The sequence below is a fragment of the Nevskia sp. genome (genome assembly GCF_021732705.1).
Lineage (GTDB): Bacteria > Pseudomonadota > Gammaproteobacteria > Nevskiales > Nevskiaceae > Nevskia.
Map to the genome: position 1 here is coordinate 17,545 of NZ_JAKFUM010000018.1, position 21,713 is coordinate 39,257.

At 65.9% G+C, this 21,713-nt stretch carries 21 protein-coding genes; 9 read left to right on the plus strand and 12 right to left on the minus strand.

All coding sequences use genetic code 11. From position 1 onward, the window contains the following. Positions 1 to 62 precede the first annotated feature (62 nt). Together QZ951_RS18180 and QZ951_RS18185 are read right to left on the minus strand one after the other, a co-directional pair. On the minus strand, positions 63 to 1,367 hold the full coding sequence (locus QZ951_RS18180; protein ID WP_293003174.1) for a TolC family outer membrane protein: 1,305 nt from the start codon (positions 1,365 to 1,367) through the stop codon (positions 63 to 65). 64 nt (positions 1,368 to 1,431) lie between these two features. Then, positions 1,432 to 2,163, minus strand: a complete 732-nt coding sequence (locus QZ951_RS18185; RefSeq protein WP_293003176.1) for a TetR/AcrR family transcriptional regulator — start codon at positions 2,161 to 2,163, stop codon at positions 1,432 to 1,434. Between the two features lie 140 nt (positions 2,164 to 2,303). On the opposite strand from QZ951_RS18185, the gene QZ951_RS18190 reads away from it, so the two are divergent. The 5 genes from QZ951_RS18190 (at position 2,304) to QZ951_RS18210 (ending at position 8,290) form a co-directional block, all read left to right on the plus strand. After that, complete coding sequence (locus QZ951_RS18190; protein WP_293003179.1) at positions 2,304 to 3,440, plus strand: HlyD family secretion protein; 1,137 nt, start codon at positions 2,304 to 2,306, stop codon at positions 3,438 to 3,440. A gap of 16 nt (positions 3,441 to 3,456) precedes the next feature. After that, the gene (locus tag QZ951_RS18195) at positions 3,457 to 5,034 is read left to right on the plus strand and encodes a DHA2 family efflux MFS transporter permease subunit (RefSeq protein ID WP_293003181.1); all 1,578 of its coding nucleotides are present in this window, start codon (positions 3,457 to 3,459) and stop codon (positions 5,032 to 5,034) included. A 77-nt stretch (positions 5,035 to 5,111) separates the two neighbouring features. Then, positions 5,112 to 5,639: an acyl-CoA thioesterase gene (locus QZ951_RS18200; RefSeq protein WP_293003183.1), complete on the plus strand. Its 528-nt coding sequence runs from the start codon at positions 5,112 to 5,114 to the stop codon at positions 5,637 to 5,639. Between the two features lie 127 nt (positions 5,640 to 5,766). Then, positions 5,767 to 7,878, plus strand: a complete 2,112-nt coding sequence (locus QZ951_RS18205; RefSeq protein WP_293003185.1) for a phosphocholine-specific phospholipase C — start codon at positions 5,767 to 5,769, stop codon at positions 7,876 to 7,878. 43 nt (positions 7,879 to 7,921) lie between these two features. Then, positions 7,922 to 8,290, plus strand: a complete 369-nt coding sequence (locus tag QZ951_RS18210) for a hypothetical protein (protein ID WP_293003187.1) — start codon at positions 7,922 to 7,924, stop codon at positions 8,288 to 8,290. A gap of 63 nt (positions 8,291 to 8,353) precedes the next feature. Here QZ951_RS18210 and QZ951_RS18215 read toward each other — a convergent pair whose 3' ends face one another. Next, on the minus strand, positions 8,354 to 9,385 hold the full coding sequence (locus QZ951_RS18215; RefSeq protein WP_293003189.1) for an AraC family transcriptional regulator: 1,032 nt from the start codon (positions 9,383 to 9,385) through the stop codon (positions 8,354 to 8,356). A 117-nt stretch (positions 9,386 to 9,502) separates the two neighbouring features. Between QZ951_RS18215 and QZ951_RS18220 the strand changes: the two genes are divergently transcribed. Further along, complete coding sequence (locus QZ951_RS18220; protein WP_293003191.1) at positions 9,503 to 10,384, plus strand: sterol desaturase family protein; 882 nt, start codon at positions 9,503 to 9,505, stop codon at positions 10,382 to 10,384. A 216-nt stretch (positions 10,385 to 10,600) separates the two neighbouring features. Continuing rightward, the gene (locus QZ951_RS18225) at positions 10,601 to 10,831 is read left to right on the plus strand and encodes a hypothetical protein (protein WP_293003193.1); all 231 of its coding nucleotides are present in this window, start codon (positions 10,601 to 10,603) and stop codon (positions 10,829 to 10,831) included. Positions 10,832 to 10,893: 62 nt separating this feature from the next. On the opposite strand, the gene QZ951_RS18230 is transcribed toward QZ951_RS18225, so the two are convergent. The 4 genes from QZ951_RS18230 to dapF all read right to left on the minus strand — a co-directional run bounded on the left by QZ951_RS18230 (position 10,894) and on the right by dapF (position 14,640). Then, positions 10,894 to 11,931: an isocitrate/isopropylmalate family dehydrogenase gene (locus QZ951_RS18230; protein WP_293003195.1), complete on the minus strand. Its 1,038-nt coding sequence runs from the start codon at positions 11,929 to 11,931 to the stop codon at positions 10,894 to 10,896. A gap of 116 nt (positions 11,932 to 12,047) precedes the next feature. Next, a complete protein-coding gene (locus QZ951_RS18235; RefSeq protein WP_293003197.1) occupies positions 12,048 to 13,037 on the minus strand; it encodes a tyrosine recombinase XerC in 990 nt (329 codons plus the stop codon). A gap of 8 nt (positions 13,038 to 13,045) precedes the next feature. Next, positions 13,046 to 13,801, minus strand: coding sequence for a DUF484 family protein (locus tag QZ951_RS18240; protein ID WP_293003199.1), 756 nt, complete (start codon positions 13,799 to 13,801; stop codon positions 13,046 to 13,048). After that, the gene (dapF, locus tag QZ951_RS18245) at positions 13,789 to 14,640 is read right to left on the minus strand and encodes a diaminopimelate epimerase (RefSeq protein WP_293003201.1); all 852 of its coding nucleotides are present in this window, start codon (positions 14,638 to 14,640) and stop codon (positions 13,789 to 13,791) included. Before dapF ends, QZ951_RS18240 begins: the two co-directional genes overlap by 13 nt. Positions 14,641 to 14,964: 324 nt before the next feature. Between dapF and QZ951_RS18250 the strand changes: the two genes are divergently transcribed. Further along, complete coding sequence (locus QZ951_RS18250) at positions 14,965 to 15,357, plus strand: GFA family protein (protein WP_293003203.1); 393 nt, start codon at positions 14,965 to 14,967, stop codon at positions 15,355 to 15,357. Positions 15,358 to 15,552: 195 nt separating this feature from the next. Here the strand turns inward: QZ951_RS18250 and QZ951_RS18255 are convergent, their stop codons facing one another. Then, the gene (locus tag QZ951_RS18255) at positions 15,553 to 16,308 is read right to left on the minus strand and encodes a hypothetical protein (protein ID WP_293003205.1); all 756 of its coding nucleotides are present in this window, start codon (positions 16,306 to 16,308) and stop codon (positions 15,553 to 15,555) included. 94 nt (positions 16,309 to 16,402) lie between these two features. After that, positions 16,403 to 16,822 carry a hypothetical protein gene (locus tag QZ951_RS18260; protein ID WP_293003207.1) on the minus strand — a complete coding sequence of 140 codons (420 nt, stop codon included), beginning with the start codon at positions 16,820 to 16,822 and terminating at the stop codon, positions 16,403 to 16,405. Positions 16,823 to 17,154: 332 nt separating this feature from the next. Here QZ951_RS18260 and QZ951_RS18265 point away from each other — a divergent pair, with 332 nt between their 5' ends. Further along, entirely contained in the window at positions 17,155 to 18,684 is a 1,530-nt protein-coding gene (locus tag QZ951_RS18265; RefSeq protein ID WP_293003209.1) for an IS3 family transposase, read from the plus strand. A 212-nt stretch (positions 18,685 to 18,896) separates the two neighbouring features. Here the strand turns inward: QZ951_RS18265 and QZ951_RS18270 are convergent, their stop codons facing one another. From QZ951_RS18270 to QZ951_RS18280, 3 genes are all read right to left on the minus strand, one after another. After that, positions 18,897 to 19,196: a hypothetical protein gene (locus QZ951_RS18270; protein ID WP_293003211.1), complete on the minus strand. Its 300-nt coding sequence runs from the start codon at positions 19,194 to 19,196 to the stop codon at positions 18,897 to 18,899. 76 nt (positions 19,197 to 19,272) lie between these two features. After that, positions 19,273 to 19,782 carry a hypothetical protein gene (locus QZ951_RS18275; RefSeq protein WP_293003213.1) on the minus strand — a complete coding sequence of 170 codons (510 nt, stop codon included), beginning with the start codon at positions 19,780 to 19,782 and terminating at the stop codon, positions 19,273 to 19,275. 203 nt (positions 19,783 to 19,985) lie between these two features. Next, positions 19,986 to 21,518: a transposase gene (locus tag QZ951_RS18280; protein WP_293003215.1), complete on the minus strand. Its 1,533-nt coding sequence runs from the start codon at positions 21,516 to 21,518 to the stop codon at positions 19,986 to 19,988. Positions 21,519 to 21,713 lie beyond the last annotated feature (195 nt).

Below are 21,713 nucleotides of genomic sequence, written 5' to 3' on the forward strand. Positions count from 1 at the left end.
GGCCGTTCTGATAACCGGAAAGATTTGTTCCGCTGGCACTTATGCCGAATTGACGCGCTGCATCATTCGGGGATCGCCGCCAGATTCAGCTTGCCGCTGGCCGCCAGCAGCTGCAGCGCGGCGACCGAGCGATCGTGCCGGCTGGCAGCCAGATTGACGCCGGCCGCGAGCAGATCGCGCTGGGCATCGAGCAGGTCGAGCGTCGTCCGCGTGCCGACCGCCTGCTCCTTGCGGACGCTGTCGAGCGCCAGCTCGCTGGCTTCGACATCGGCCTCGTAGGCCGCGATCACCTGCCCGGCCACCCGATACAGGGTCCAGGCCTGGGCGATCTGCTCCTGTGTTGCGCGGCGGGCATCGGCCGCCTGCGCGCTGGCGGCGTCGGCATTGGCGCGGGCGGCGGACACGCGGGCGGCCACGGCACCGCCGGCGTAGATCGGCACGGTGGCGCGCAGCTGCACGGACCAGTAGGTCTGGCGGTCGTAGGTGAACGTGGAATCGTCGGCATCGCTGGCTTCGCCTTCGAGCGACAGCCGCGGCAGGTAGCCGGCCTTCTCGGCCGTGATCCGGGACTTCGCGGCCAGCACCTCGGCCTCGGCGGCACGCACGGCGGGGGTTGCGTCGGCCGCGGCCAGCGCTTCGCCGAGCGAGGCCGGCACCGCGGGCTGCGGCCAGTCGCCGGGCAGCGCATCCGGAGACGTGCCGACCACGCGCGTGAACGCCGCCGAACTGACGTCGGCCGTGGCCCGGGCGCGTTCGAGCGCGGCCTGCGCTTCGGCCAGCCGCGCGCGGGCCTGCGCGAGATCGGTTTTGGTCGCCTCGCCGGCCTTCAGGCGCTTGTCGGTATCGCCCAAGGCCTGTTCCAGACGCTGGACGTTGGTCTCGTTCAGCGCGATCACTGCGCGATCACGCTTCACGTCGAGCCAGGCGCTGCTGGCGGCCAGCAGCAGTTGCTGCTTCGTCGCCGCCTCGTTCTCGAGCGCGCCGTCGAGCTGCGCCCGCGCCGCGTCGAGCTGCGCGGTGACCAGCCCGCCGGTGTACAGCGGCTGCGACGCGGTCAGGCCCCAGGCCAGCGGATTGCGCGAGCCGGCGACCGGGAACTGGGCGTTGGTGTACAGCCGCGACCGGCCGCCGGTGACGCTGGCGTTGACCGTCGGTCGATAGCCGGCCTTCGCGGCATCGACCTCGGCGGCCGAGCCTTCCGCCGCGCGATGGGCGGCGACCAGACGCGGATCGTTCTGCAGCGCGCGTTCGGCCGCTTCGCGCAGGCTCAGGGCGTCGGCCGTGGCGGTGACGAACAGTGCCGCGACGGCGGCAGCGACTGCAGCGGCGAAGTTCTTGGGGGAACGGTGCTCGGAACGGTTCGGCATGGCGGTCAGCGGGGCTCAGCGGGTTCGGCAAGGGGCGACAGCAGCGGGGGCTGTGGCCGCAGGGTCAGGGTGCGGGCGAGCGCCGTCGGGCGCAGCCGTGCAGGAACAGGTCGACGACACCGGCGATGTGGCGATCGATGTCGTGGCCGGGCAGGAACGGGTCCAGCCCGAGCAGGGCCCGGTGGTGCGGGTTGGCCTTCACCATCTCGATGAATTGCGTGGCGGTGAATTCCGGGTCCGGGCAGTGCAGGGTGCCGGCCTCGTGCTGCAGGCGGAAATAGTCGCCGAGCATCCGCCGCGCGCGCTGCGGGCCGTTCTCGTAGAAGCGCTTGGCGAGCGCCGGGAAGCGCGGCATCTCGGCAACGATGATCCGGAACAGCTCGCGCCGCTCGCGTTCGAGGAACACGCCGACGAAGCGGCGCGCGATCTCGGTCAGCGTGCGCTCGATGTCGTCGTCCGGCTGCGTCGGAATGCGGAAGCCGCTCATGAATTCGGCGCACTGCGCGGCGATGATGTCGCCGAACAGGCCTTCCTTGTTGCCGAAGTAGCGATACAGGCTGGCCTTGGAGCCGCCGACGCGGCGCATCACTTCCTCGATGCTCGCGCCTTCGTAGCCGCACTCCAGGAACACGTCGCGCGCCGCAAGCAGCAGCGCGCTGCGGCGACGTTCGCCGCGGGTGCCGAGGCCTTCCGCCGCCGCCGGTTCTGTCGCGCCGTCGGCGGCATCGTCCGCGGCCGCTTCGACGGCTGCGGACCGCGCTTCGGCAACGACGGATGACGGTTTGACTTTCGCCACTTCGGAGGCTCAAACTGAACTGTAACGTTCAGTACACTATCAGCGGCCCGACCCCTCCGCAACCGCTCCCGCCGACCCTTGATCGGCATCGGCGCGCACCACGAGACGTCGACCGCCTGCGCAGACACCGGAATTTCTCGATGGCCACCACCTCCGCCAATCCCGCCACCACCCCGCCCGCCGCCGACGCCCCTGCGGCCTCGTCCGGCAAGCGCGTCGTGCGCTTCGCCGTGCTGGCGCTGGTGATCGCGGCCGCGGCCGGCTACGGCTGGCACTGGTGGACCACGGGCCGCTTCGTGATGTCGACCGACAACGCTTACGTCCGTGCCGACATCGCGTCGCTGACGCCGCGCATCGGCGGCGAAGTGATCGCGCTGCATGTCGTCGACAACCAGGCGGTCAAGGCCGGCGACCTGCTGCTCGAGATCGATCGCCGCGATTACGCGGCCCGCGTCGACAACGCCCGCGCCGCCGTCGCCAATGCCAAGGCCGCCGTCGCCGGCAACGGCCAGCAGCGCGGCCAGCAGGAATCGTCGATCGCCGAAGCGCGCGCCGGCTTGAGCGCCGCGCGGGCCGTCGCCGAACAGACCCGGCAGGAACTCGATCGCGCCCGCAGCCTTTTGCGTGATGGTGTCGCCACGCGCCAGCGGCTGGACAACGCCGAGGCCGCGTACAAGAACGCGGTGGCGACGGTCGCCCGCGCCGAAGCCGGCGTGCAGGCCGCGCAGCGCGCGCTGAGCACCTTGGCCGAAAGCGGCAATGCCAGCGCCGAAGCCGCGCTCGCCGCCGCAGAAGCGCAGCTCAAGCTGGCCGAGATCGACCTCGCCGCCACCGAAATCCGGGCGCCGGTCGACGGCAGCGTCGGCGACCTGTCGGCGCGTCTCGGCGAGCGCGTGCAGCCCGGCCAGCGCCTGCTGTCGCTGGTGCCGCTCGACAAGGTCTATGTCGAGGCCAACTTCAAGGAAACGCAGCTGGCGCGGATGCAGATCGGCCAGCCGGTCGAGATCACCCTGGACGCGTTTCCCGACAAGCGCCTGATCGGCCACGTCGACAGCTTCTCGCCCGCGTCGGGCGCCGAATTCGCGCTGTTGCCGGCCCAGAATGCGACCGGCAACTTCACCAAGATCGTGCAGCGGGTGCCGGTGCGCATCGCGCTCGACGATCGCGCCGGGCTCGACGGCAAGCTGCGGCCGGGACTGTCGGTCGAAGCGGCGGTAGACACGCGCGGCGAGCCGGCGGCGACCCATGCGGCGACGGTCGCCGCACCGAAGTCCTGATCCGCGAGCGACGTCGATGTCGGCCGTGACCGTCGGAACTGAGCTGCCGCCGCTGCCGGGCAGCGCCGAAGCCAAGGCGCGCACGCGGCGCGCGTGGTTCGGCTACCTCGCGATGATCTTCGGCAATTTCATGGCGATTCTGGACATCCAGATCGTCGCGTCGTCGATCAATCAGCTGCAGGCCGGGCTGTCGGCCAGCGCCGACGAGATCCAGTGGGTGCAGACCTCGTACCTGATTGCCGAAGTCATCGCGATTCCGCTGTCCGGCTACCTGTCGCGGATGCTGTCGACGCGGATCTACTTCGTGATCTGCGCACTCGGCTTCATGCTGGCGAGCGCGGCCTGCGCCACCGCGTGGAATCTCGAATCGATGATCGTGTTCCGCGTGATCCAGGGCTTCATGGGCGGCGGCATGATCCCGACCACCTCGGCGGCGATGTTCGCGATGTTTCCGCCGGAAAAGCGGGTGCTGCCGCAGATCCTGTTCGGCATGGCTTCGACCTTGGCGCCGTCGATCGGCCCGACCGTCGGCGGCTATCTCACGCAGAGCTTCTCGTGGCACTGGCTATTCCTGATCAACGTGATTCCGGGCCTGCTGGTGTCGGCGGCGGTGTGGAATCTGGTGCGCATCGACAAGCCGATGCCGGAACTGCTGAAGACCATCGACCTGTGGGGGCTGGCCTTCCTTGCCGTGTTCCTCGGCAGCTTCGAGTACTTCCTTGACGAAGGCCCGCGCAACGACTGGTTCGCGAAGGATTCGGTCGCGATCTGCGCGGTCACCGCGGTGCTCGGCGGCACGCTGTTCTTCTGGCGCTCGTTCACCGCGAAGAACCCGATCGTCGACCTGCGCGCGTTCGGCAATCGCAATTTCGCGATCGGCACGGTGCTGGCGTCGGCGCTCGGCATGGGCCTGTACACGCTGATCTACCTGACGCCGCTGTTCCTCGGCCAGGTGCGCGGCTACAACAGCCTGCAGATCGGGCAGGTGATGATCGTGCAGGGTGCGGCGATGTTCTTCACCGCACCGCTCGCCGGCAAGCTGCTGAAGGTGATCTCGCTGCGCACGATGGTCGCGCTCGGCCTGTCGCTGGCGGCGACCGGCGCCTGGCTCAATGGCCATCTCACGGCGGACTGGGGTGCCTTGCAGTTCGCGCTGCCGCAAGTGCTGCGCGGCAGCGGCTTCCTGCTGTGCTTCTTCTCGATGACCAACATCGCGCTCGGCACCCTGCCGCCGGCGGAACTGAAGAATGCCAGCGGCCTGTTCAACGTGATGCGCAACATCGGCGGTGCGATCGGGCTGGCGTCGGTCAACTCGCTGATCAACTCGCGCACCTGGCTGCACTGGCAGATGCTCGGCGAGAGCGTGCAGGCCGACCACCCGGCCGTGCGCGACGCGATGACCGCCGGCCGGGCGCTGACCGGCAGCGACGCCGGGGCCATGAGCCTGATCGCCCGCCAGATGCAGCAGCAGGTCGCGGTGATGACCTATTCCGACATGTTCACGATGATTGCCGGCGTGCTGCTGGTGGCCTTGCTGCTGCTGCCGTTCATCACCGCCCCGAAGCACGAGGTGCCGGCCGACGCGGCGCACTGAGCGCCGAACCCGGCTGCCGGACTTCGCCGGTGACGGCACACTGGCGGTCCACCCCCACGACGCAAGGATGTTTTCGCATGGCCGATGTCCCCGGCAGCGCCCCGCTGGCGCCGCGTTCCGTCGCCCTGTCCGCCGTGCGCGAACAGGTCTACATGGTGTTTCCGAACGATCTGAACCCGAACAACACGGTGTTCGGCGGGCTGATCATGGCGCACATGGACCGCGTCGCCGCCGTGGTCGCCGATCGCCACTCGGGCGGCGTCACCGTCACGGTCAGCGTCGATGCCGTGCACTTCCTCGCGCCGGCGCGGCGCGGCGACGTCCTGGTGATGCATGCCTCGATGAACCGCGCCTGGCGCAGCTCGATGGAGGTCGGCGTGCGGGTGGAAGCCGAAGCCATCGGCAGTTGCGAGCGCCGCCACATCCTGACGGCCTACCTGACGTTCGTCGCGGTGGATGCCGAGGGCCGGCCGCGGCCAGTCGCGCCGCTGCTGGCCGAGACCGACGACGAGCGCCGCCGCTATCTCGAAGCCGAACTGCGCCGCGCCAACCGTCTGCGCCATGCCGAAGACGTGCGCGCCCTGCGCAGTGCCAGCGCGCCTTGAGCACGACGCGGGCGATGGTGTGAACGTCTCAGGGCCGCGTCGTCACAGAGCCTTCACGCGCCTTTCACGGCGCTGACCCGAAGCGCCGCCAGCATGCGCGCCACCGAGACTCTCGAGGCGTGCAGCGATGGCAGACCAATCCGGCGCAGCGGTCGATCGCCGGCAGTTCCTGCGACTGAGCGGTGCCGCCGCCGGCACCGCGCTGCTGCCGGCGTCGATCGCCAAGGCACTGGCGATCCCGGCGAACAACCGCAGCGGCACGATCCGGGACGTCGAGCATGTGGTGATCCTGATGCAGGAGAACCGCAGCTTCGATCACTACTTCGGCACCCTGCCGGGCGTGCGCGGCTTCGGCGATCGCTTCACCATCCCGCAGGCGTCCGGCCAGCCAATCTGGCATCAGCGCGACCTGAGCCAGACCGAGATCCTGCCGTTCCCGCTCGATGCCAGCCTCGGCAACGCCCAGCGCGTCGACGGCACGCCGCACGGCTGGGGTGACGCCCACCACGCCTGGAACGATGGCCGCTACGGCTACTGGCCGGTGTACAAGCGGGCGCAGTCGATGGGCTACTACCGCGAGGCCGAGCTGCCGTTCCAGTTCGCGCTGGCCAAGGCCTTCACCGTCTGCGACGCCTATCACGCCGCGATCCACAGCAGCACCAACCCGAACCGGCTGTTCCTGTTCAGCGGCACCAACGACCCAGAAGGCCTCGGCGGCGGCCCGATCGTCGACAACCGCAACGACGACCTCGGCCCGAGCGTCGACGGCTTTCGCTGGACCACCTATCCGGAGCGGCTCGAAGCCGCCGGCATCTCGTGGAAGGTCTATCAGGACGCCGCCGACAACTTCACCGACAACTCGCTCGAAGGCTTCGCGAGTTTCCGCGCCGCCGCCGAAAGCGATCCGGCGTCGCCGCTGGCGACCAAGGGCCTGAGCAGCACCCTGCGCAACAACACGCTCGATGGCCTGCGTGACGATGTGCTCGCCGGTCGCCTGCCGCAGGTCTCGTACGTCGTCGCACCGGCGGCGTACTCGGAGCATCCCGGCCCGTCGAGCCCGGTGCAGGGCGGCTGGTACGCGCAGGCCGTGCTTGAAGCGCTGACCGCCGACGCGCAAGTCTGGAGCAAGACCGTGCTGCTGCTGACCTTCGACGAGAACGATGGCTTCTTCGATCACCTGCCGCCGCCGAGCGCGCATTCGATCGGTGTCGACGGCCGCCCGGCCGGGGCCTCGACCGTCGACGACCGCCTCGACCGCCATCACGGCAAAAGCCTGCTCGATCGGAACTGGCCGTACGGACCCGGCCCGCGCGTGCCGATGACGGTCATCTCGCCGTGGAGCCGCGGCGGCTGGGTCTGCTCGGAAACCTACGATCACACCTCGATCATCCGCTTTCTCGAAGCGCGCTTCGGGGTCGCCGAACCGAACATCAGCCCGCGCCGCCGCGCGATCTGCGGCGATCTGACCCGCTGCTTCAACTTCGCGACGCCGAACGACGACGCGCTGCCGGCCTTCCCGGTCATCGCCCGGAGCGAGGCCGATGCCCAGCGCCGGGCGCAGGAGCAGTTGCCGCCGATCGCCGCGCCGCGCGGCGCGGCCGGCCGGCTGCCGCAACAGGCCGCCGGCGTGCGGCCATCGCGCGCGCTGCCGTACGTGCTGGCGGCCGATGCCACGGTCAGCGCGCGCGGCGTACGGATCGATTTCATCAACGACGGCAGTGCCGGCGCCGTGTTCCACGTCTACGACCAGCGCCATCTGCGCGAGCTGCCGCGCCGCTACACTGTGGAAGCCGACAAGGCGCTCGATGACCTGTGGACGCCGCTCGCGACCGATTTCGGCGCCTACGACCTGTGGCTGCTCGGCCCGAACGGCTTCCATCGGCAGATTGCTGGACGCCTCGGCTTGCTCGACGGCCGCGCCGCCGATCCGGAAGTGCAGGCGAGGCATGACGCGGCGAGCGGCGAGCTGCGCCTCGTGCTGATCAATCGCGGCGCCAGCCCCTGCCGTTTCGTGATCGCCGAGAACGCCTATCGCGACGGCCCGCCGCGTCGCATCGATGTCGCCGCCAACGGCCGCACGACCTTGCGGCTCGACCTGCGCGACAGCGGCCGCTGGTACGACGTCAGCGTGACGCTCGACGGCGAACGCGCGACGGATCAGGCCTTCCTGCGCCGTTATGCCGGACGGGTCGAAACCGGCGCGCCGTCGATCAGCGATCCGGCGATGGGCCGAACCTGATCCAGCGTCGCTGATACGCTTTGCTCGACCATGAGCACGTGCGATGTCGAGCCCGGAAAACCTGTACAGCATCCTTGATCGAATCGAGCAGCGGCCCGGCCTGTATTGGTCATCGGCCACGCTCAGCGCGCTCGACGACTACCTGTCGGGTTACGAGCAAGCGCGATGGACGCTCAGGATGGATGACAGCGAAACGCCCTCCTTTAGCCGCTTCTCCGATTTCTGCCTTCAAAAGCTGGGCAAGGCCGGGTCTTGGGTCGAAGTGGCGATCGATCCGGACACGGACATGAAGCACGTCAAGCACTTTCCGGGGCCGACCTGGCACAGCGCTTTGCGCGAGGCGGAGCCCGACGACGAGAAGGCGTTCCTGCTTTTCTTCAGCCTGCTTCGCGCGTATCGCGCCAAGGCGTAGGCACCGGGCGTCGCGCTGGCAGCGCAACGCGCGCAACCTGCCGGCTGCGGCCAAGTAGCTTTTTCAGGTGCGGCTGCCGGAAGCGGTCACGGCGCGGGCCCGCCGCCACTGCCCCGGCGCCTGCCCGGTCCAGCGCACGAAGGCGCGTGTGAACGCGGCCTGATCGGTGTAGCCGAGCAACTGCGAGATCTCGATCAGCCGCAGCCGCGGGTCGGCCAGCCAGCCGGTGGCGAGCTGGCGGCGGGTGTCGTCGAGCGCGGCCTGGAAGCTCGATCCGGCCGCTTCCAGCCGTCGCTGCAGGGTTCGGGTCGAGCAGTGCAAGCGCGCGGCACAGGCCGCGAGACTGGCGTCGCCGTCGCGCAGCGCGCCGGCCAGCGTCTCGCGCAGGCGGCGCTCGAAATCATCGACCGGCGGCAGCCGCGCCAGCTGCTCGCCCGCCTGCTGGTCCAGCAGCGCGCGCAGCGCGTCGTCCGGCTGGCGCAACGGGGCGGCCAGCCATTCGAACGGCAGGCGCACGGTCGTGGTCGGTGCCGCGAACGTCACCGGGCAGCGGAAGAAGGCTTCGTACGGCGCCATCGACGGCGGTGCCGGGTTGATGAAGCTGACCGCGAGCGGCGCGGCGTCCGGCCGCGCCGTGATGTTGCGGGCGTATGCGATCAGCGCGGCGATCGCGCATTCGTCGACGCGCTGCCCGGGACGGCCGCGTTCGTCGCCCCATTCGAGCACGACGCTGTCGGCGAGCGGCAGCAGGCGCCCGGGATTGACGTCGTAGACCAGCCGCTCGTAGTCGCGCAGGCGGCTCAGCGCGTCGGCCAGATCGCGGCAATGCAGGCTCAGGTAGCCGAGCACGCCGAGGTGCGACGGGCCGATGCCGGCGCCGACGGCCAGCCCCAGCGCGGGCTCGGGGGCCGTTTCGCCGAGCACGGCATCGGCGCGGTCCAGCAGCGCGGCCCAGTGGTCGATCGCGACCCGCGCCAGTCCGCTGCCATCGACCACCGGCGCGGCCTCGCCGAGCACGGCGACGGCGTCGTGCCCGCGGGCGGCGAGGTACTCGTGCAGCAGGCGGACGTAGGTGGCGGAGACCTGGCCTTGCATGGCGACGGCGGGCGTGGCGTGATCGATCAAAAGAATGGCGGCATGCGATCAAGTCGCGCAAGCGGCGGCGGTCCAGAATGCGTGCAGATTCGGACAGGACAACGAGGAGCGCGGGTGATGATCGAGCAGGTGACGACGATGCTGCACGGCTGGTTCGGGCCGGAGATCGACTGGAAGCAGGTGATCCTGATCGCGATGTCGCCGCTGTTCCTGATCGCGTTCGCGATCGAGTTCGCGGTGATGCGTGGCCGTGGCCGGCGCGAGCCGTTCGAGCTGAAGGACATCCTCGCCAACCTGAACCTCGGCGGTGCGTATCAGGTGTTCGAGATCGGCGCGTTCTTCGTCATCACCGCCGCGGCGGTCGACTGGTTCTGGCAGCACCGGCTGTTCGAGATTCCGGTGACCGTGTGGACCATCGGGCCGATCTTCATCGGCGTGGAGCTGTGCTACTACGCGTTCCATCGCACCAGCCACCGCGTGCGCTGGTTCTGGAGCGCGCATGTCGTGCATCACTCCAGTGAGCGCATGAACATGACCACGGCGATGCGCCAGAGCCTGCTGTACTCGATCACCGGCTGGTGGCTGTTCTGGATGCCGCTGGTGCTGCTCGGCGTGTCGCCCGGCGTCGTGTTCCTGCTGTACGGCGTGAACCTGAGCTACCAGTACTTCGTGCATACGGAGAGCGTGGGCAAGCTGCATCCGTGGATCGAATACTGGTTCAACACGCCGTCACACCACCGGGTGCATCACGGCCGCAACCCGCAGTACATCGACCGCAACTTCGGCGGCGTGCTGATCGTGTTCGATCGCTGGTTCGGCACCTTTGTCGAGGAGCGGGAGAAGGTCGACTACGGCATCGTCCGGCAGATCCACAGCCACAACGTGCTGACCCTGAACTTCCACGAATTCATCGACATGTGGCGCGATGTCGGCCGCGCCGGCCCGTGGCGCCAGCGGCTGAAGCATCTCGTGATGCCGCCGGAGTGGACGCGGCCCTGAGTCGCGGCCCCGAGTCGCAGGCCTGAGTCGCAGGCCCGGGGTTCGGCCTGACTGCGTGGCAACGGTGGTGAACTCGGCGGGCGTTCGATGCCGTGTCGCCGCGGGAGCGCGATTGCTGCTGCGCATGCGCCGGTTTGCATGGCGTCCGGCGGGCGATCTCCATCAGCCTCCGGGCGCCGCTCGCGCGCCGGCGAGGGGAGGATGAGCGGCGGTTCGATGAACGTACGCCTGGCGCCGGTTTCCGACGCGATTCAGGGTCTTTTCGACCGCTTTTGCCGCGTCAGGAACCTGAAAGGTCGCATCCTTGCGATGTCTGTTGCGCTTCCGACTGCGAGCGGACTATTGCACCCGGCCCATGAATATTGTGGGAAAAACAGCCTAGTTCGTCAAAAAAATGGCGCACTATGTGAACTGGTTCACAGTTTTAGTGAAAAATTTGTCAAATAAAAATTACCTAACTTTGTTCACGGAACGGGAATGTCGCTCGATTCCAATAGAGCGCGCCAATCTCAAGCATTTCGGACGCGACTGACCAGCGCCTTCGCGAATTCGCCGGTGCTGGCACTGCCGCCGAGATCGCCGGTACGGATGTTGTCGACGTTCAGCGTGTCGTTGATCGCCCGGCGCAGGCGCGTGGCCTTGTCGGTCAGCTTGACGTGGTCGAGCATCATCGCCGCCGCCAGCAGCAGCGCCGTCGGATTGGCCTTCTGCTGACCGGCGATGTCCGGCGCCGAGCCGTGCACCGCTTCGAAGATCGCGGCGTCGGCGCCGATGTTCGCCCCCGGGGCCATGCCGAGGCCGCCGATCAGGCCGGCCACGAGGTCGCTCAGGATGTCGCCGAACAGGTTCGTGGTGACCAGCACGTCGAACTGCCACGGATCGAGCACCAGCTTCATCGCGCAGGCGTCGACGATGATCTCGCTCATCTGCACTTTCCCGTGATAGCCCTTCTCGATGTACAGGTCGCGCGCCGTCTCCAGGAAGATGCCGGTCAGCGCCTTCATGATGTTGGCCTTGTGCACCACCGTGACCTTCTTGCGGCCGGTGGCGATGGCGAACTCGAACGCGTATTCGAGAATGCGGCGGCAGCCCTGCCGCGTGTTGATGCCGGTGGACATGCCGACGGCATGCGGATCGCCGCCGATCGGGATGAAGTGCTCGTAGCCCATGTACAGGCCTTCGATGTTCTCGCGCACGACGACGAGGTTGATGTTCTCGTAGCGCTTGCCCGGAATCAGCGTCAGCGCCGGCCGCAGGTTCGCGTAGAGCTGGAATTCCTCGCGCAGCCGCACGTTCGATGAGCGATAGCCGCCGCCGCTCGGGGTTTCCAGCGGCCCCTTCAGCGCCAGCCGCGTGCGGCGGATCGAATCGAGCGTGGCCTTCGGCAGCGGATCGCCGGCCTCCTTGACGCCGGCCAGCCCGGCGATCTGGGTATCCCAGTCGAACGGCGCTTCCAGCGCGTCGAGCACGGCCAGCGTGGCGTCGACGATTTCGGGACCGATGCCGTCTCCGGGAATCAGCGTGGCGGGAATGCGGGCAATGGTCATGAGCGGGTCGTCGGGTCGAGGGCAGGCAAGGCGAATTGGATCAGCAATCTTTGCGCCGGTTTCGCAGCGGGCGCAGTTCGCACGGTTTTGTCGGCGGCGGCAAGGCCGGCCGTCGATTATTCGGGAGTGCGGCGTCGGGCACGAGGATGACTTTGGTCGTAGACCTGCGCCAGTCGCTTCCAGTCGAGCTGCGTGTAGATCTGCGTAGTCGACAGCCGCGCGTGGCCCAGCAGTTCCTGCACGGCGCGGATATCGCCGCTTTCGGCCAGCAAGTGCGTGGCGAACGAATGACGCAGCTTGTGCGGATGCAGATGCGCCGGCAGGTTCGTGCGCTGCGCCCAGGCATGCAGCGCGGTGCCGATCTGCGTGCGGCCGAGGCGCCTGCCGCGCGCGCCGACGAACAGCGCCCGCTCGCCGATCATGGCCACCGCGGCGCGTTCGGTCAGCCAGGCATCCAGCGCCGCACGCGCCGCGCGGCCGACCGGCACGATCCGCTCGCGATGGCCCTTGCCGAGCACGGTCAGCTCATCCGGAAAGCGGCCGGCGGGCACGTCGAGCTGATGCAGTTCCGCCAGACGCAGCCCGGACGAATAGAACAGCTCGACCATCGCCCGATCGCGACACTCGAACACGCCGTTCGGGGCCTGATCCAGGGCTTCGCCCAGCGCTTCGGCATCGATCACTTTCGGCAGGGTTCGCGCACCCTTCGGCCCGCGCACGCCGGCCGCCGGGTTGTGCGCGAGTGCGCCCTGCCGCACGAGATAGCGGAACAGGCTGCGGATGCACGACAGATAGCGCCGCAACGTGGGGGGCTGCAGGCCGCGACGGTGGCTGCGGGTCAGAAAGCCGCGCACCGTGTGGATGTCGACCCGCGCCGGGTCGGCAATGCCGCACTCGCGGCAGTAGCCGAAGAACATCCGGCATTCGCGCGCGACGGCACTGGTCGTGGTCTTCGGCGATTGCCGCTCGACCACGAGATAGCGCAGGTAGCGATCAAGCGCCTGCTGCAGCGCATCGTCTGGCGCTTCTGGCGCTTCTGGCGCTTCTGGCGCGTCTGGCGGTTCCGGTGCGGATGCCACGGGCAGCGGCGCGGGCGGGCGGGCCATGCCGGCGATCAGTTCATCCGCGTGCGGACGGCGGCCGAGACCAGCTCTGCCGTCATTTCGAGGAACAGCTTCCCCTGCCGCGGTTGGAAGCGTTCCGCCTCGCGCGATCCGAGCGCGATGAAGCCGAGGTGCTTGTCCTTCTCCAGCGGCACGACGGCGGCCGACAGAATCGTCGCGTCCGTCTTCGGAAACAGCAGCTTGGCGCGCTCGGCGTCGATCGGCCCGCACTCGATCAGGCGCGTGCGCAGGAAGTTGTCGTAGGCGCGGGCAATCGCGCCGTCCGGCGTCACCGGCACGATACCGTCGATGTCATGACGCTTGTAGATCGCGCTGTTCAGCCCGAGGAAGACGTCGTCGACATCGAAATCGTCGCGCATCGCGGTGCGCAGCGCGACCGCGATCGCGGCCAGCGACGGTGCGCGGATCAGGTTCAGCGACAGCTTCAGCATCTTGTCGGCGCGCTGCTCGTTGGCGCGCGCGTTGTCGATCAGCTTCTCGAGCCGCGCTTCCAGCCGCTGATTCTTGCCGCGCAGCAGCTCGACCTGCCGTTCGATCAGCGACACCGCCGAGCCGGCGGCATGCGCCACTTCCAGCGTCTCCAGCGCCTGCGGATGGCGTGCGAGCAGCATCGGATCGGCCTTCAGATAGGCCAGCACCTGCGCTTCGTCCGGCAACGCTGCGGCAGTGTCGGTCGCCGGCTCCGTCACCGCAGCCGCCGTGGCATCCGGCGCGGACTCCGGTGACGCGTTCGTTACATCGACCACGTGAATCTCCCTTCGAAAACGGTGGTGGCGGGGCCGGTCATCAGCACCGGCGCGGATTCGCCTTCGACCGCGCCGGCCCACTCCAAGGTCAGCGTGCCGCCGAGCAGTTGCAGATCGGCGCGCGCATCCAGCAAGTCCCAGGCCCGCGCCACGGCGAATGCGGCGCAGGCGCCGCTGCCGCAGGCCAGGGTCTCGCCGGAGCCACGCTCGTACACGCGCAGCCGGGCATGGCCGCGATCGACGATCTGCAGGAAGCCGACATTGACCGACTCCGGCCACAGCGGATGCTGCTGCAACTGCGGGCCCATGCCGTCGACATCGGCAGCGTCGACATCGTCGACCAGAATCACCGCATGCGGATTGCCCATGCCGGCCGCCCCGAAGCGCACCGTGCGGCCGTCGGCGAGGGTGGCCTCGTAGCGCAACTGTCGCGCGGCAGCGGCGAGCGGAATCGCGGCGGGCTCGAAGCGCGGGGCACCCATGTCGACACGGACCTGTCCGTCCGCCAGTTGCTGCAGTTCGAGCGTCGCGGTCGTCGTGCGGACTCGCAGCGCCGCCTTGTCGCTCAGGCCGCGCTCGGCGACGAAGCGCGCCAGGCAGCGCGCGCCGTTGCCGCACTGGCCCACCTGCGAGCCATCGGCGTTGTAGATGCGGTAGCCGAAATCGACATCCGGCGACGGTGCCGGATCGACCACGAGGATCTGGTCGCAGCCGACACCGAACCGGCGATCGGCCAGTCGGGCGAGCAGCGCACGGTCCGGCTCGAACGGCGCACGGGTGGCGTCGACGACGACGAAATCGTTGCCGGCGCCGTGCATCTTGGTGAAAGTGAAATCCATCCGACCAGCGTAGCGGCTTGGCGCGGCGGTGTCATGAACGCGCGCGCCGGCAACGGTAACGGCGGCGACCGTTTCCCACGGACCAGGAACATTAATTGGGGTCAGACCCCGATTGGGGGGCGATTCGGGACGCCGATCCGCGACGATGGCCGCGGCACTTGCAGAGGCGAGGGGCCGGAGGCGCCGCCGCCGGATGGCGTTAGCTTCGGCCAGCAAGCAGTGTCTCGATCGGAGCGAGACGCTTAGGATGCGGGTTCGGCACGCAATCCACCGATCCGGAACTCGCCGGTCCAACGACGGCAGCCACCGACAACGAGCCAGACGATGTCAGACAAGATCACGCACCGCGGCGGCTGTCACTGCGGTGCCGTTCGATTCGAGGTGCAAGCCAACGCCCGCGTGCTGGTGCAGCGCTGCAACTGTTCGATGTGTGCCCCGAGCGGCTACCTGCATCTGATCGTGCCCGGCGCCGACTTCCGCTTGCTGCAAGGCGAAGACGCGCTGACCACCTACACGTTCAACACTGGCGTCGCCAAGCACCGCTTCTGCAAGATCTGCGGCATCAAGTCGTTCTACATCCCGCGTTCGAATCCCGACGGCTACTCGGTCAACGTCAACTGCCTAGACGCCGGGACCCTCGAACACGTCGACGTCGAACCGTTCGACGGCCAGAACTGGGAACGCCACGGTGCCAGCCTCGCGTACCTGAGCCAGTGAGCGGCGCGATGTCGTTGGCGGCAGCTGCATTGCCGACGCGGACCGGAACACCACGGCGGCGATAGGCCAAGAGCTCAGTGTCGGCTCAAGGCCACCGACAACGCGCGCCGCGTGCTCGGCAGTGCGACCGCTGCATCGATCGGATCGCAACGTCATCGCGCAAACACGGGAAACCGGCGCGTTTCGATAGCGGCATCAGGGCGCAACGCCTGACGCCATCAACCGTCTGCGCTTGACCAGAAACACGACGGCGCCGACCGGCAGCGAAACGGCAAGCGTCCATGGCCCGTACAAAGGCGCGAACGCACTGACACTGAACAACTGCGCGAAGAACGGCAGAAGGTCCACTTGAGCCGTCGACCAATTCACGGACAACTTCCCGAATCCGATCAGGATGAACAGAATCCAGGGCCACTTTCGCCCCTTCAACCGCGTGCGAATGCAGAGAACCAGCGCATACAGCGTCGCTGCCACGGCGGCAATGGCAAAGGCGAGGATCGAATACTGCGCCGGACGCTTGCCACCGAGCTGAAAGCGGTTCTGCTCTTCGAGCGCGGCGCTTTGCGGTGCAACATTGAAGCCGACCAGTGTGCTGGCACCGTTCTGCGTTTTGATGGCCACGCTGACGAGCAGCCATTGATCCGGGAACTCGTACTCAAACGTCGTGTTCACGGTGCTGCCAGCGGGACCGTGCACGCTTTGAGCGCCGACAAGCTTGATCGAACTCGGATCAACCGCCGGAACCAACGAGGCCATTTTCTCCAAAGTCCCGCGCAAGGACAGCGTCTTGAGACTGGGGTCTGTCGACGACTCGATCTCTTCGAACTTGTGGTCGCGAAGCAGCTCGACATAGTGCTGAGCGGCCGCCTGCTGTTCAGGGGACGACAACTTCTCGAGCAGGGCTGTCTGGCTGCAGCCCGATAGGACGACAAGCGCGATCAGTACGATCAATACACGCACTACACGTACCCCGTCAGCCACAAACCTCGGCGCGATGACTGCCTATGAATGGTGCCCCGTTCCAAAACACTGACAGCCAATCGACTCAAGCCAGCCAGCCGCGGGCGACGCCCTTGCGGCCAAGAAGGACGAGACCGATCCCGAAGGCCAGCACGATGCCTTGCATGCCTGCCGCTCCGGGGCCCGCCAAGCTTGCACCGTCAATCAACACGAAAAGTCCAAAATCCTGAACCAGTATGCCGAGCAGCGATACGACGAAGACCGGGAGTGCCCACTTCCTGAGCAGCAGCAGGCCGATGGCGCCGAGAACCCCGCCAAAAACCGCGATCGCCGTGGCGGCCACCGCCCACGCAGGACGCGCCGAGTACAGCGCCTGCTCAGCCTCTGACAGCTTGGCAACGTCTTCGGGCGACAGGCTCAGATCAAAAAAGAACGCGATGCAGCCCAGCACATTCCAAAGTAGCGCCACGACCGCGACGGGCTTCAGCCATCTTGGTGCAGTCATTGAGTTCTCTCCACAAACGGGTCAACGGACATGCGAGCCTGATCAACTGCAGATACAGGCAAAACACACCTTGGGCGACGGCAAGACGAAAACCCTGGAAGCCGGCGATCGTCGGACACGACGCAGTATTGGCTGCAACCGCAAAAAAGCAACAGGTCGACTCAGTGATTTCACAAGGGGTGGGACCCGCGTCATCCCAAGACTGCACACCGCTCCACGCGCGTGCTCGACCGAATCGGGCGGCAATAGCACGCCTCGAGTGTTGCCGCCGACTGAAAGTTGACCATCTGGGGATGCGGACGATTTCTTGGACTATCTGAAGGGGATAGTTCATGTATTCGTACGAGGATCGGCTTCGCGCTGTTCAGCTGTACATCAAGCTGGGGAAGCGAGTCGGCGTGACGATTCGGCAACTCGGTTACCCGACGAAGAACGCGCTGAAGGGCTGGTATCAGGCCTACGCGCGTGACGCGGCGATGCCTGCCGGATATGCGCGTCAGCCGAGGTACACGCAGGCGCGGCGAGATCTCGCGGTCGAGCACTATCGAACTCATGGTCGCTGCCTCGCGGTGACGATTCGTGAACTGGGCTATCCCTCAAGAACGCTGCTGGCGGCTTGGGCTCAAGGACAGGAGCCCTCGGCCCGCGTGCGGGTCGTCGGACGATCTTCGGAAGCGTCCGCGGCAACGAAGCAATCCGCGGTTATCGCTCTGTGTCTGCGGCAGGCAAGCGCGCGATTAGTGGCCATGGATGTAGGCGTATCGCGGCCGACGCTGTACAAGTGGAAGCATCAGCTACTCGGTCACGACACGTCCGCCTCCATGCCACGTCGCCAGCATTCACCGCCAAACCCCGAACGAGATGAGCTGGAGCAGCAAGTCGAGGCGCTTCGTCGAAACATCCGACACCTGCAGCTTGAGCAGGACCTGCTGAAGAAGGCGAACGAACTGTTAAAAAAAGCTCTGGGCATCGACCAGCGGCTCCTGACGAACCGGGAGAAGACGGAGCTGGTTGATGCCCTGAGGTCGACCTACACGCTGAATGAGCTACTCCCCGCCGTTGGCCTGCCGCGCAGTTCGTTCTTCTACCACCTGGCCGGGCTCGACACGTCCGACAAATATGGCGAAGTCCGCGGCACTATGGTCGACATATTCGATCGTAACTACCGGTGCTACGGCTACCGTCGGATACACGCCTCGCTGACCAACCGATCAATGAAGATCTCGGAAAAGGTCGTTCGGCGCCTGATGAAGCAGGAGTCGCTGGTCGCCATCGGCCGGAAGCGCCGGCGATACGGCTCTTACATGGGCGAGATCAGCCCGGCACCCGACAACCTCCTGAATCGAGATTTCAGCGCCCAATCCCCAAACGAGAAGTGGCTGACCGACATCACGGAGTTCCAGATCCCGGCCGGCAAGGTGTATCTCTCCCCGATGATCGACTGCTACGACGGGATGATCGTCAGCTGGTCGATCGGCAATCGTCCCGACGCCGAACTGGTCAACACGATGCTGGATGCCGCCATCGAGACCGTTGCCGCCAACACCGAACGGCCGGTCGTTCATTCCGACCGTGGTGGCCACTATCGCTGGCCTGGCTGGCTGGCCAGAATCACCGATGCAAGCCTCATTCGGTCCATGTCTCGAAAAGCCTGCTCACCAGATAACGCGGCATGCGAAGGCTTCTTCGGTCGACTGAAGAACGAACTGTTCTACCCGCGTGACTGGCTGTCCACGACTATCGAGGAATTCGTCGCCGCGCTGGACCGCTACATCCGCTGGTACAACGACGGCCGGATCAAGATGTCGCTTGGCTACCGCAGTCCGATGCAGTACCGAAAGAGCTTGGCAATCGCAGCATAACCCGTCCAAGTTTTTGTCCGCATCCCCGGCTGGTCAACTTTCGGTCGGCAGCAACACCTTGAATTCCTTACTGTATCGATACGTTGTTCTTGGACCTGGTGATGCCATCTGTAGACTCCTGAAGGATTAGTTCAGGGCGTCCACTAAACCGTGGGAACCGTCGGCTCGGCTTGAACGAATTGCTAGGCCACACCGGCGACATCGTGAGAGCACTAGTCTCGCGGGCTGAGAGCAACACTGACGGCTTTCAACTTGACGGCGACCGCCAAGCGATGGGATTCCGGTACGCGACTCAAGCCCATCCGGTTTTCCTCGATGTAGCAGAGGTGGCGAGCGATGAACTCTGCAGACTCTCCACGAGACAGATAACGATAGATCTCGCCAATATAAGAGTCATATTCGTCTTGTGGCCATTCAGGATCATCCATTACGTCGATAGGATCCCAGTCATAAATTAGAACCTGCCGGATTGCCTCAGCGATGTCATCAGCTTTCTGGTTGCGGTAAGACATGCTGTATGGGCTAATGCTTAAGTTAAGCAGCGTGTCGCTATATGCCACGTCGGCTTGAACGCCTGGTTGGGCCGAGTTAAGGGCGCGATGCTTGCCATGTAGCTGCGACGACGTCATTCAGTTGAATGCCACTCTCCACAGCTTGCATCTGCGCGCTTGTGAGGGAAGTAGGCACGCCTTTAACTATGACCTTCGTCTCCGCGATTCTCGTTAACGCGGCGACTTCACAATGCGCAGCCTGTTTTCTCCACGTTTGAACCAAGTAAACAGGCTCTGATTGGCCGCGCACCCATAGACGGACTATGAATGCGTCTGTCCTGACTCCTTGTTCGTTGACATATCCGTCATGGACAAGAGCTTTTGCCGTAATGCTTGAGTCACTTTTGCTCATAGCGTCGAGGCCGGCTTTTACTGCTGCTTCCTGTGTTTTCGCTTGAAACAAATAAATGGCTCTTTGGCCGTCTTCTTTTTCGACAAAAGCCATAGGCACTAGCGTTCCCTCACAAGGAGCGCCCGTCAGCACTGACAACGATTTTGCCAATAGAAATCCGGCCAGCGTAAATCCTGATGTCAACGGGTCAGCCATACGTAATAGCTCCTCGCCTAACGAGCCTGTAGAAAAACGTCGGAATCGCACACGCCCCTATCCATTTCTGACTCTGGAGCGCAAACCGAGCGAGTCAGCATGCAGATTTCACGCTGGTGAAGGATTGGCATCACGGCGACCGAGCTTCCCTGTGGTGGCGCAGTCGGACGATAGCGCGATCCGGGCGGTCCTCCAAGCCTGATTCACGGCGCTTTGCCCGTCAGCTTCTGCACGTTGTGAACCAGTGCAAACAACTTCCACTGGGCATCGACCTTTCTTCGGGTTCTGAGCGTGAATCGTCGCAGGCCGTGGACGTGCAGATTGCCGAATACCGGTTCGACGATGCCCAGCCGGCGGCTGTAGGTCAGCCGGCCTTCACGGCTGTCGATCCGATCTTTCATGGCTGTGGTCTGCGGGTGGCTGTCTTTGGCCTTGCTGCCGTCGAAGAACGTTACCTGCCGGTAGGCGCTGATCCCTGGCTTGCGAATGCACTGAGTGCGCAGCGGGCAGCTGCCGCAGATCGCCTGACTGCCTTCGAAGCTCATGCCGCGTCGGCCCTTGATGATGGCCTTGGCACTGCTGAGCTTCAGGACCTTGCCAGCCGGGCAACGGCAGGTCTTCGCGTCTGCATCGACTGTGAAGTCTTTCGGCTGAAACCACTGCGAGCGTCGCTCGCCTGGTTGGCGCTGCTGGTCCGCCGGCTTGTGTCGATAGCTTTCCGCAAAGCGTGGGTCGCGTGATCGGAAGCCCGTGTCGGCCACCAGCGCATCGACCTTTGCAGCTGCCAGTTGATTCAGTGTGGCTTCCGAGTGATAGCCCGAGTCGGTCAGGACGGTGGCGGTCTTCAGGGGGTCCTTTCGACCGATGGCCTTGAAGTCCTGCCGTAAGTCTTTCAGCACCTCCGGCAGCAGCGCGTTCTCCTGTCCGGTGCCATAGGCGCTGGCCTGCACCACCACTTGGGATTTCGCATCGACGGCCGCCACGCCGGTGTAGCCCTGCACCACCCCGTGGCTGGTCCTCATCGTCGCGGAGTCGTTGTCGGTGATGTTCGATTTCAGTGGCTCGCCGCGACGATTGGTCTTCTCGTTTGAGATGGCCAGCCATTCCCGAATCTTGCGGCTGTTGCGGCTCAGCGTTTCGATCTGCTGCTGCTCGCGCTGGGTCAGGGCATCAACGTTCTGGCCGGCATCCTGACGGCGGTGCGTATCGAGCATGTGGGCAATGGCCCGCTCCATCTCCTCGGCCTTCCGGCCAAGATCGGCGCGGGTGCCGCTCCACGTCCGGGAAGCATTCGAGGGTAGCTTGCAGCCGTCCACTGCGAACAGCTCCTTGCCGATGAGTCCCTGCTCGTCGCAGACCAGCAAGACATCGCGAAAGACCGAGGTGATCTCAGCCGGCAGCTTCGAAACAAACCCGGCGATGGTCGTGAAGTGCGGTGCCGAATCCCCGGACAGCGCCATGAACACCACGTTCTCGCGGCAGGCCCGAGCGATGCCGCGAGAAGAAGTGATGCCCCGCGCGTAGCCCAGCAGCACGACCTTCAACAACACGCCAGGGTGGTACGCCAACGCGCCTGATTCGTCGTTGCAGTAACGAGCGTCAAATACTGTCAGATCAATCTCGTGATCGACCAGCCAGTTCAACGCGTACTCGAAGGTGCCGGGCAGAATCTGCTCCGAGAACTTCACCGGCAGCAGTTTCGAGAGATGCAGATCAACAGGCTTGTAGCGCGCCATGGAAACCTCCGGGAAGTCTCCATTCAGCAGCGTGATTCATGCCATTTCTTGGGTTTTTCTACAGCCTCAACGCCTAAGCTAAGCGGCGTGGCGCTTTATGCCACGTCCGCTTGAGCGCCTGGTTAGCCCTGACACCGTTCACTGAAAGAGCCTCTGCCACAAAGACTTTGTTTGTGACAAGTAAATCTCCGCAGG

Excerpts from the sequence above, each read along its gene's own strand:
- QZ951_RS18265 (WP_293003209.1), top strand. The coding sequence starts at position 17,155 with ATGTATTCGTACGAGGATCGGCTTCGCGCTGTTCAGCTGTACATCAAG.
- QZ951_RS18250 (WP_293003203.1), top strand. The coding sequence starts at position 14,965 with ATGTCAGACAAGATCACGCACCGCGGCGGCTGTCACTGCGGTGCCGTT.
- dapF (WP_293003201.1), bottom strand. The coding sequence starts at position 14,640 with ATGGATTTCACTTTCACCAAGATGCACGGCGCCGGCAACGATTTCGTC.
- QZ951_RS18195 (WP_293003181.1), top strand. The coding sequence starts at position 3,457 with ATGTCGGCCGTGACCGTCGGAACTGAGCTGCCGCCGCTGCCGGGCAGC.
- QZ951_RS18220 (WP_293003191.1), top strand. The coding sequence starts at position 9,503 with ATGATCGAGCAGGTGACGACGATGCTGCACGGCTGGTTCGGGCCGGAG.
- QZ951_RS18235 (WP_293003197.1), bottom strand. The coding sequence starts at position 13,037 with ATGGCCCGCCCGCCCGCGCCGCTGCCCGTGGCATCCGCACCGGAACCG.
- QZ951_RS18225 (WP_293003193.1), top strand. The coding sequence starts at position 10,601 with ATGAACGTACGCCTGGCGCCGGTTTCCGACGCGATTCAGGGTCTTTTC.
- QZ951_RS18180 (WP_293003174.1), bottom strand. The coding sequence starts at position 1,367 with ATGCCGAACCGTTCCGAGCACCGTTCCCCCAAGAACTTCGCCGCTGCA.
- QZ951_RS18260 (WP_293003207.1), bottom strand. The coding sequence starts at position 16,822 with ATGACTGCACCAAGATGGCTGAAGCCCGTCGCGGTCGTGGCGCTACTT.
- QZ951_RS18280 (WP_293003215.1), bottom strand. The coding sequence starts at position 21,518 with ATGGCGCGCTACAAGCCTGTTGATCTGCATCTCTCGAAACTGCTGCCG.
- QZ951_RS18215 (WP_293003189.1), bottom strand. The coding sequence starts at position 9,385 with ATGCAAGGCCAGGTCTCCGCCACCTACGTCCGCCTGCTGCACGAGTAC.
- QZ951_RS18210 (WP_293003187.1), top strand. The coding sequence starts at position 7,922 with ATGTCGAGCCCGGAAAACCTGTACAGCATCCTTGATCGAATCGAGCAG.
- QZ951_RS18275 (WP_293003213.1), bottom strand. The coding sequence starts at position 19,782 with ATGGCTGACCCGTTGACATCAGGATTTACGCTGGCCGGATTTCTATTG.
- QZ951_RS18190 (WP_293003179.1), top strand. The coding sequence starts at position 2,304 with ATGGCCACCACCTCCGCCAATCCCGCCACCACCCCGCCCGCCGCCGAC.
- QZ951_RS18270 (WP_293003211.1), bottom strand. The coding sequence starts at position 19,196 with ATGTCTTACCGCAACCAGAAAGCTGATGACATCGCTGAGGCAATCCGG.
- QZ951_RS18230 (WP_293003195.1), bottom strand. The coding sequence starts at position 11,931 with ATGACCATTGCCCGCATTCCCGCCACGCTGATTCCCGGAGACGGCATC.
- QZ951_RS18200 (WP_293003183.1), top strand. The coding sequence starts at position 5,112 with ATGGCCGATGTCCCCGGCAGCGCCCCGCTGGCGCCGCGTTCCGTCGCC.
- QZ951_RS18205 (WP_293003185.1), top strand. The coding sequence starts at position 5,767 with ATGGCAGACCAATCCGGCGCAGCGGTCGATCGCCGGCAGTTCCTGCGA.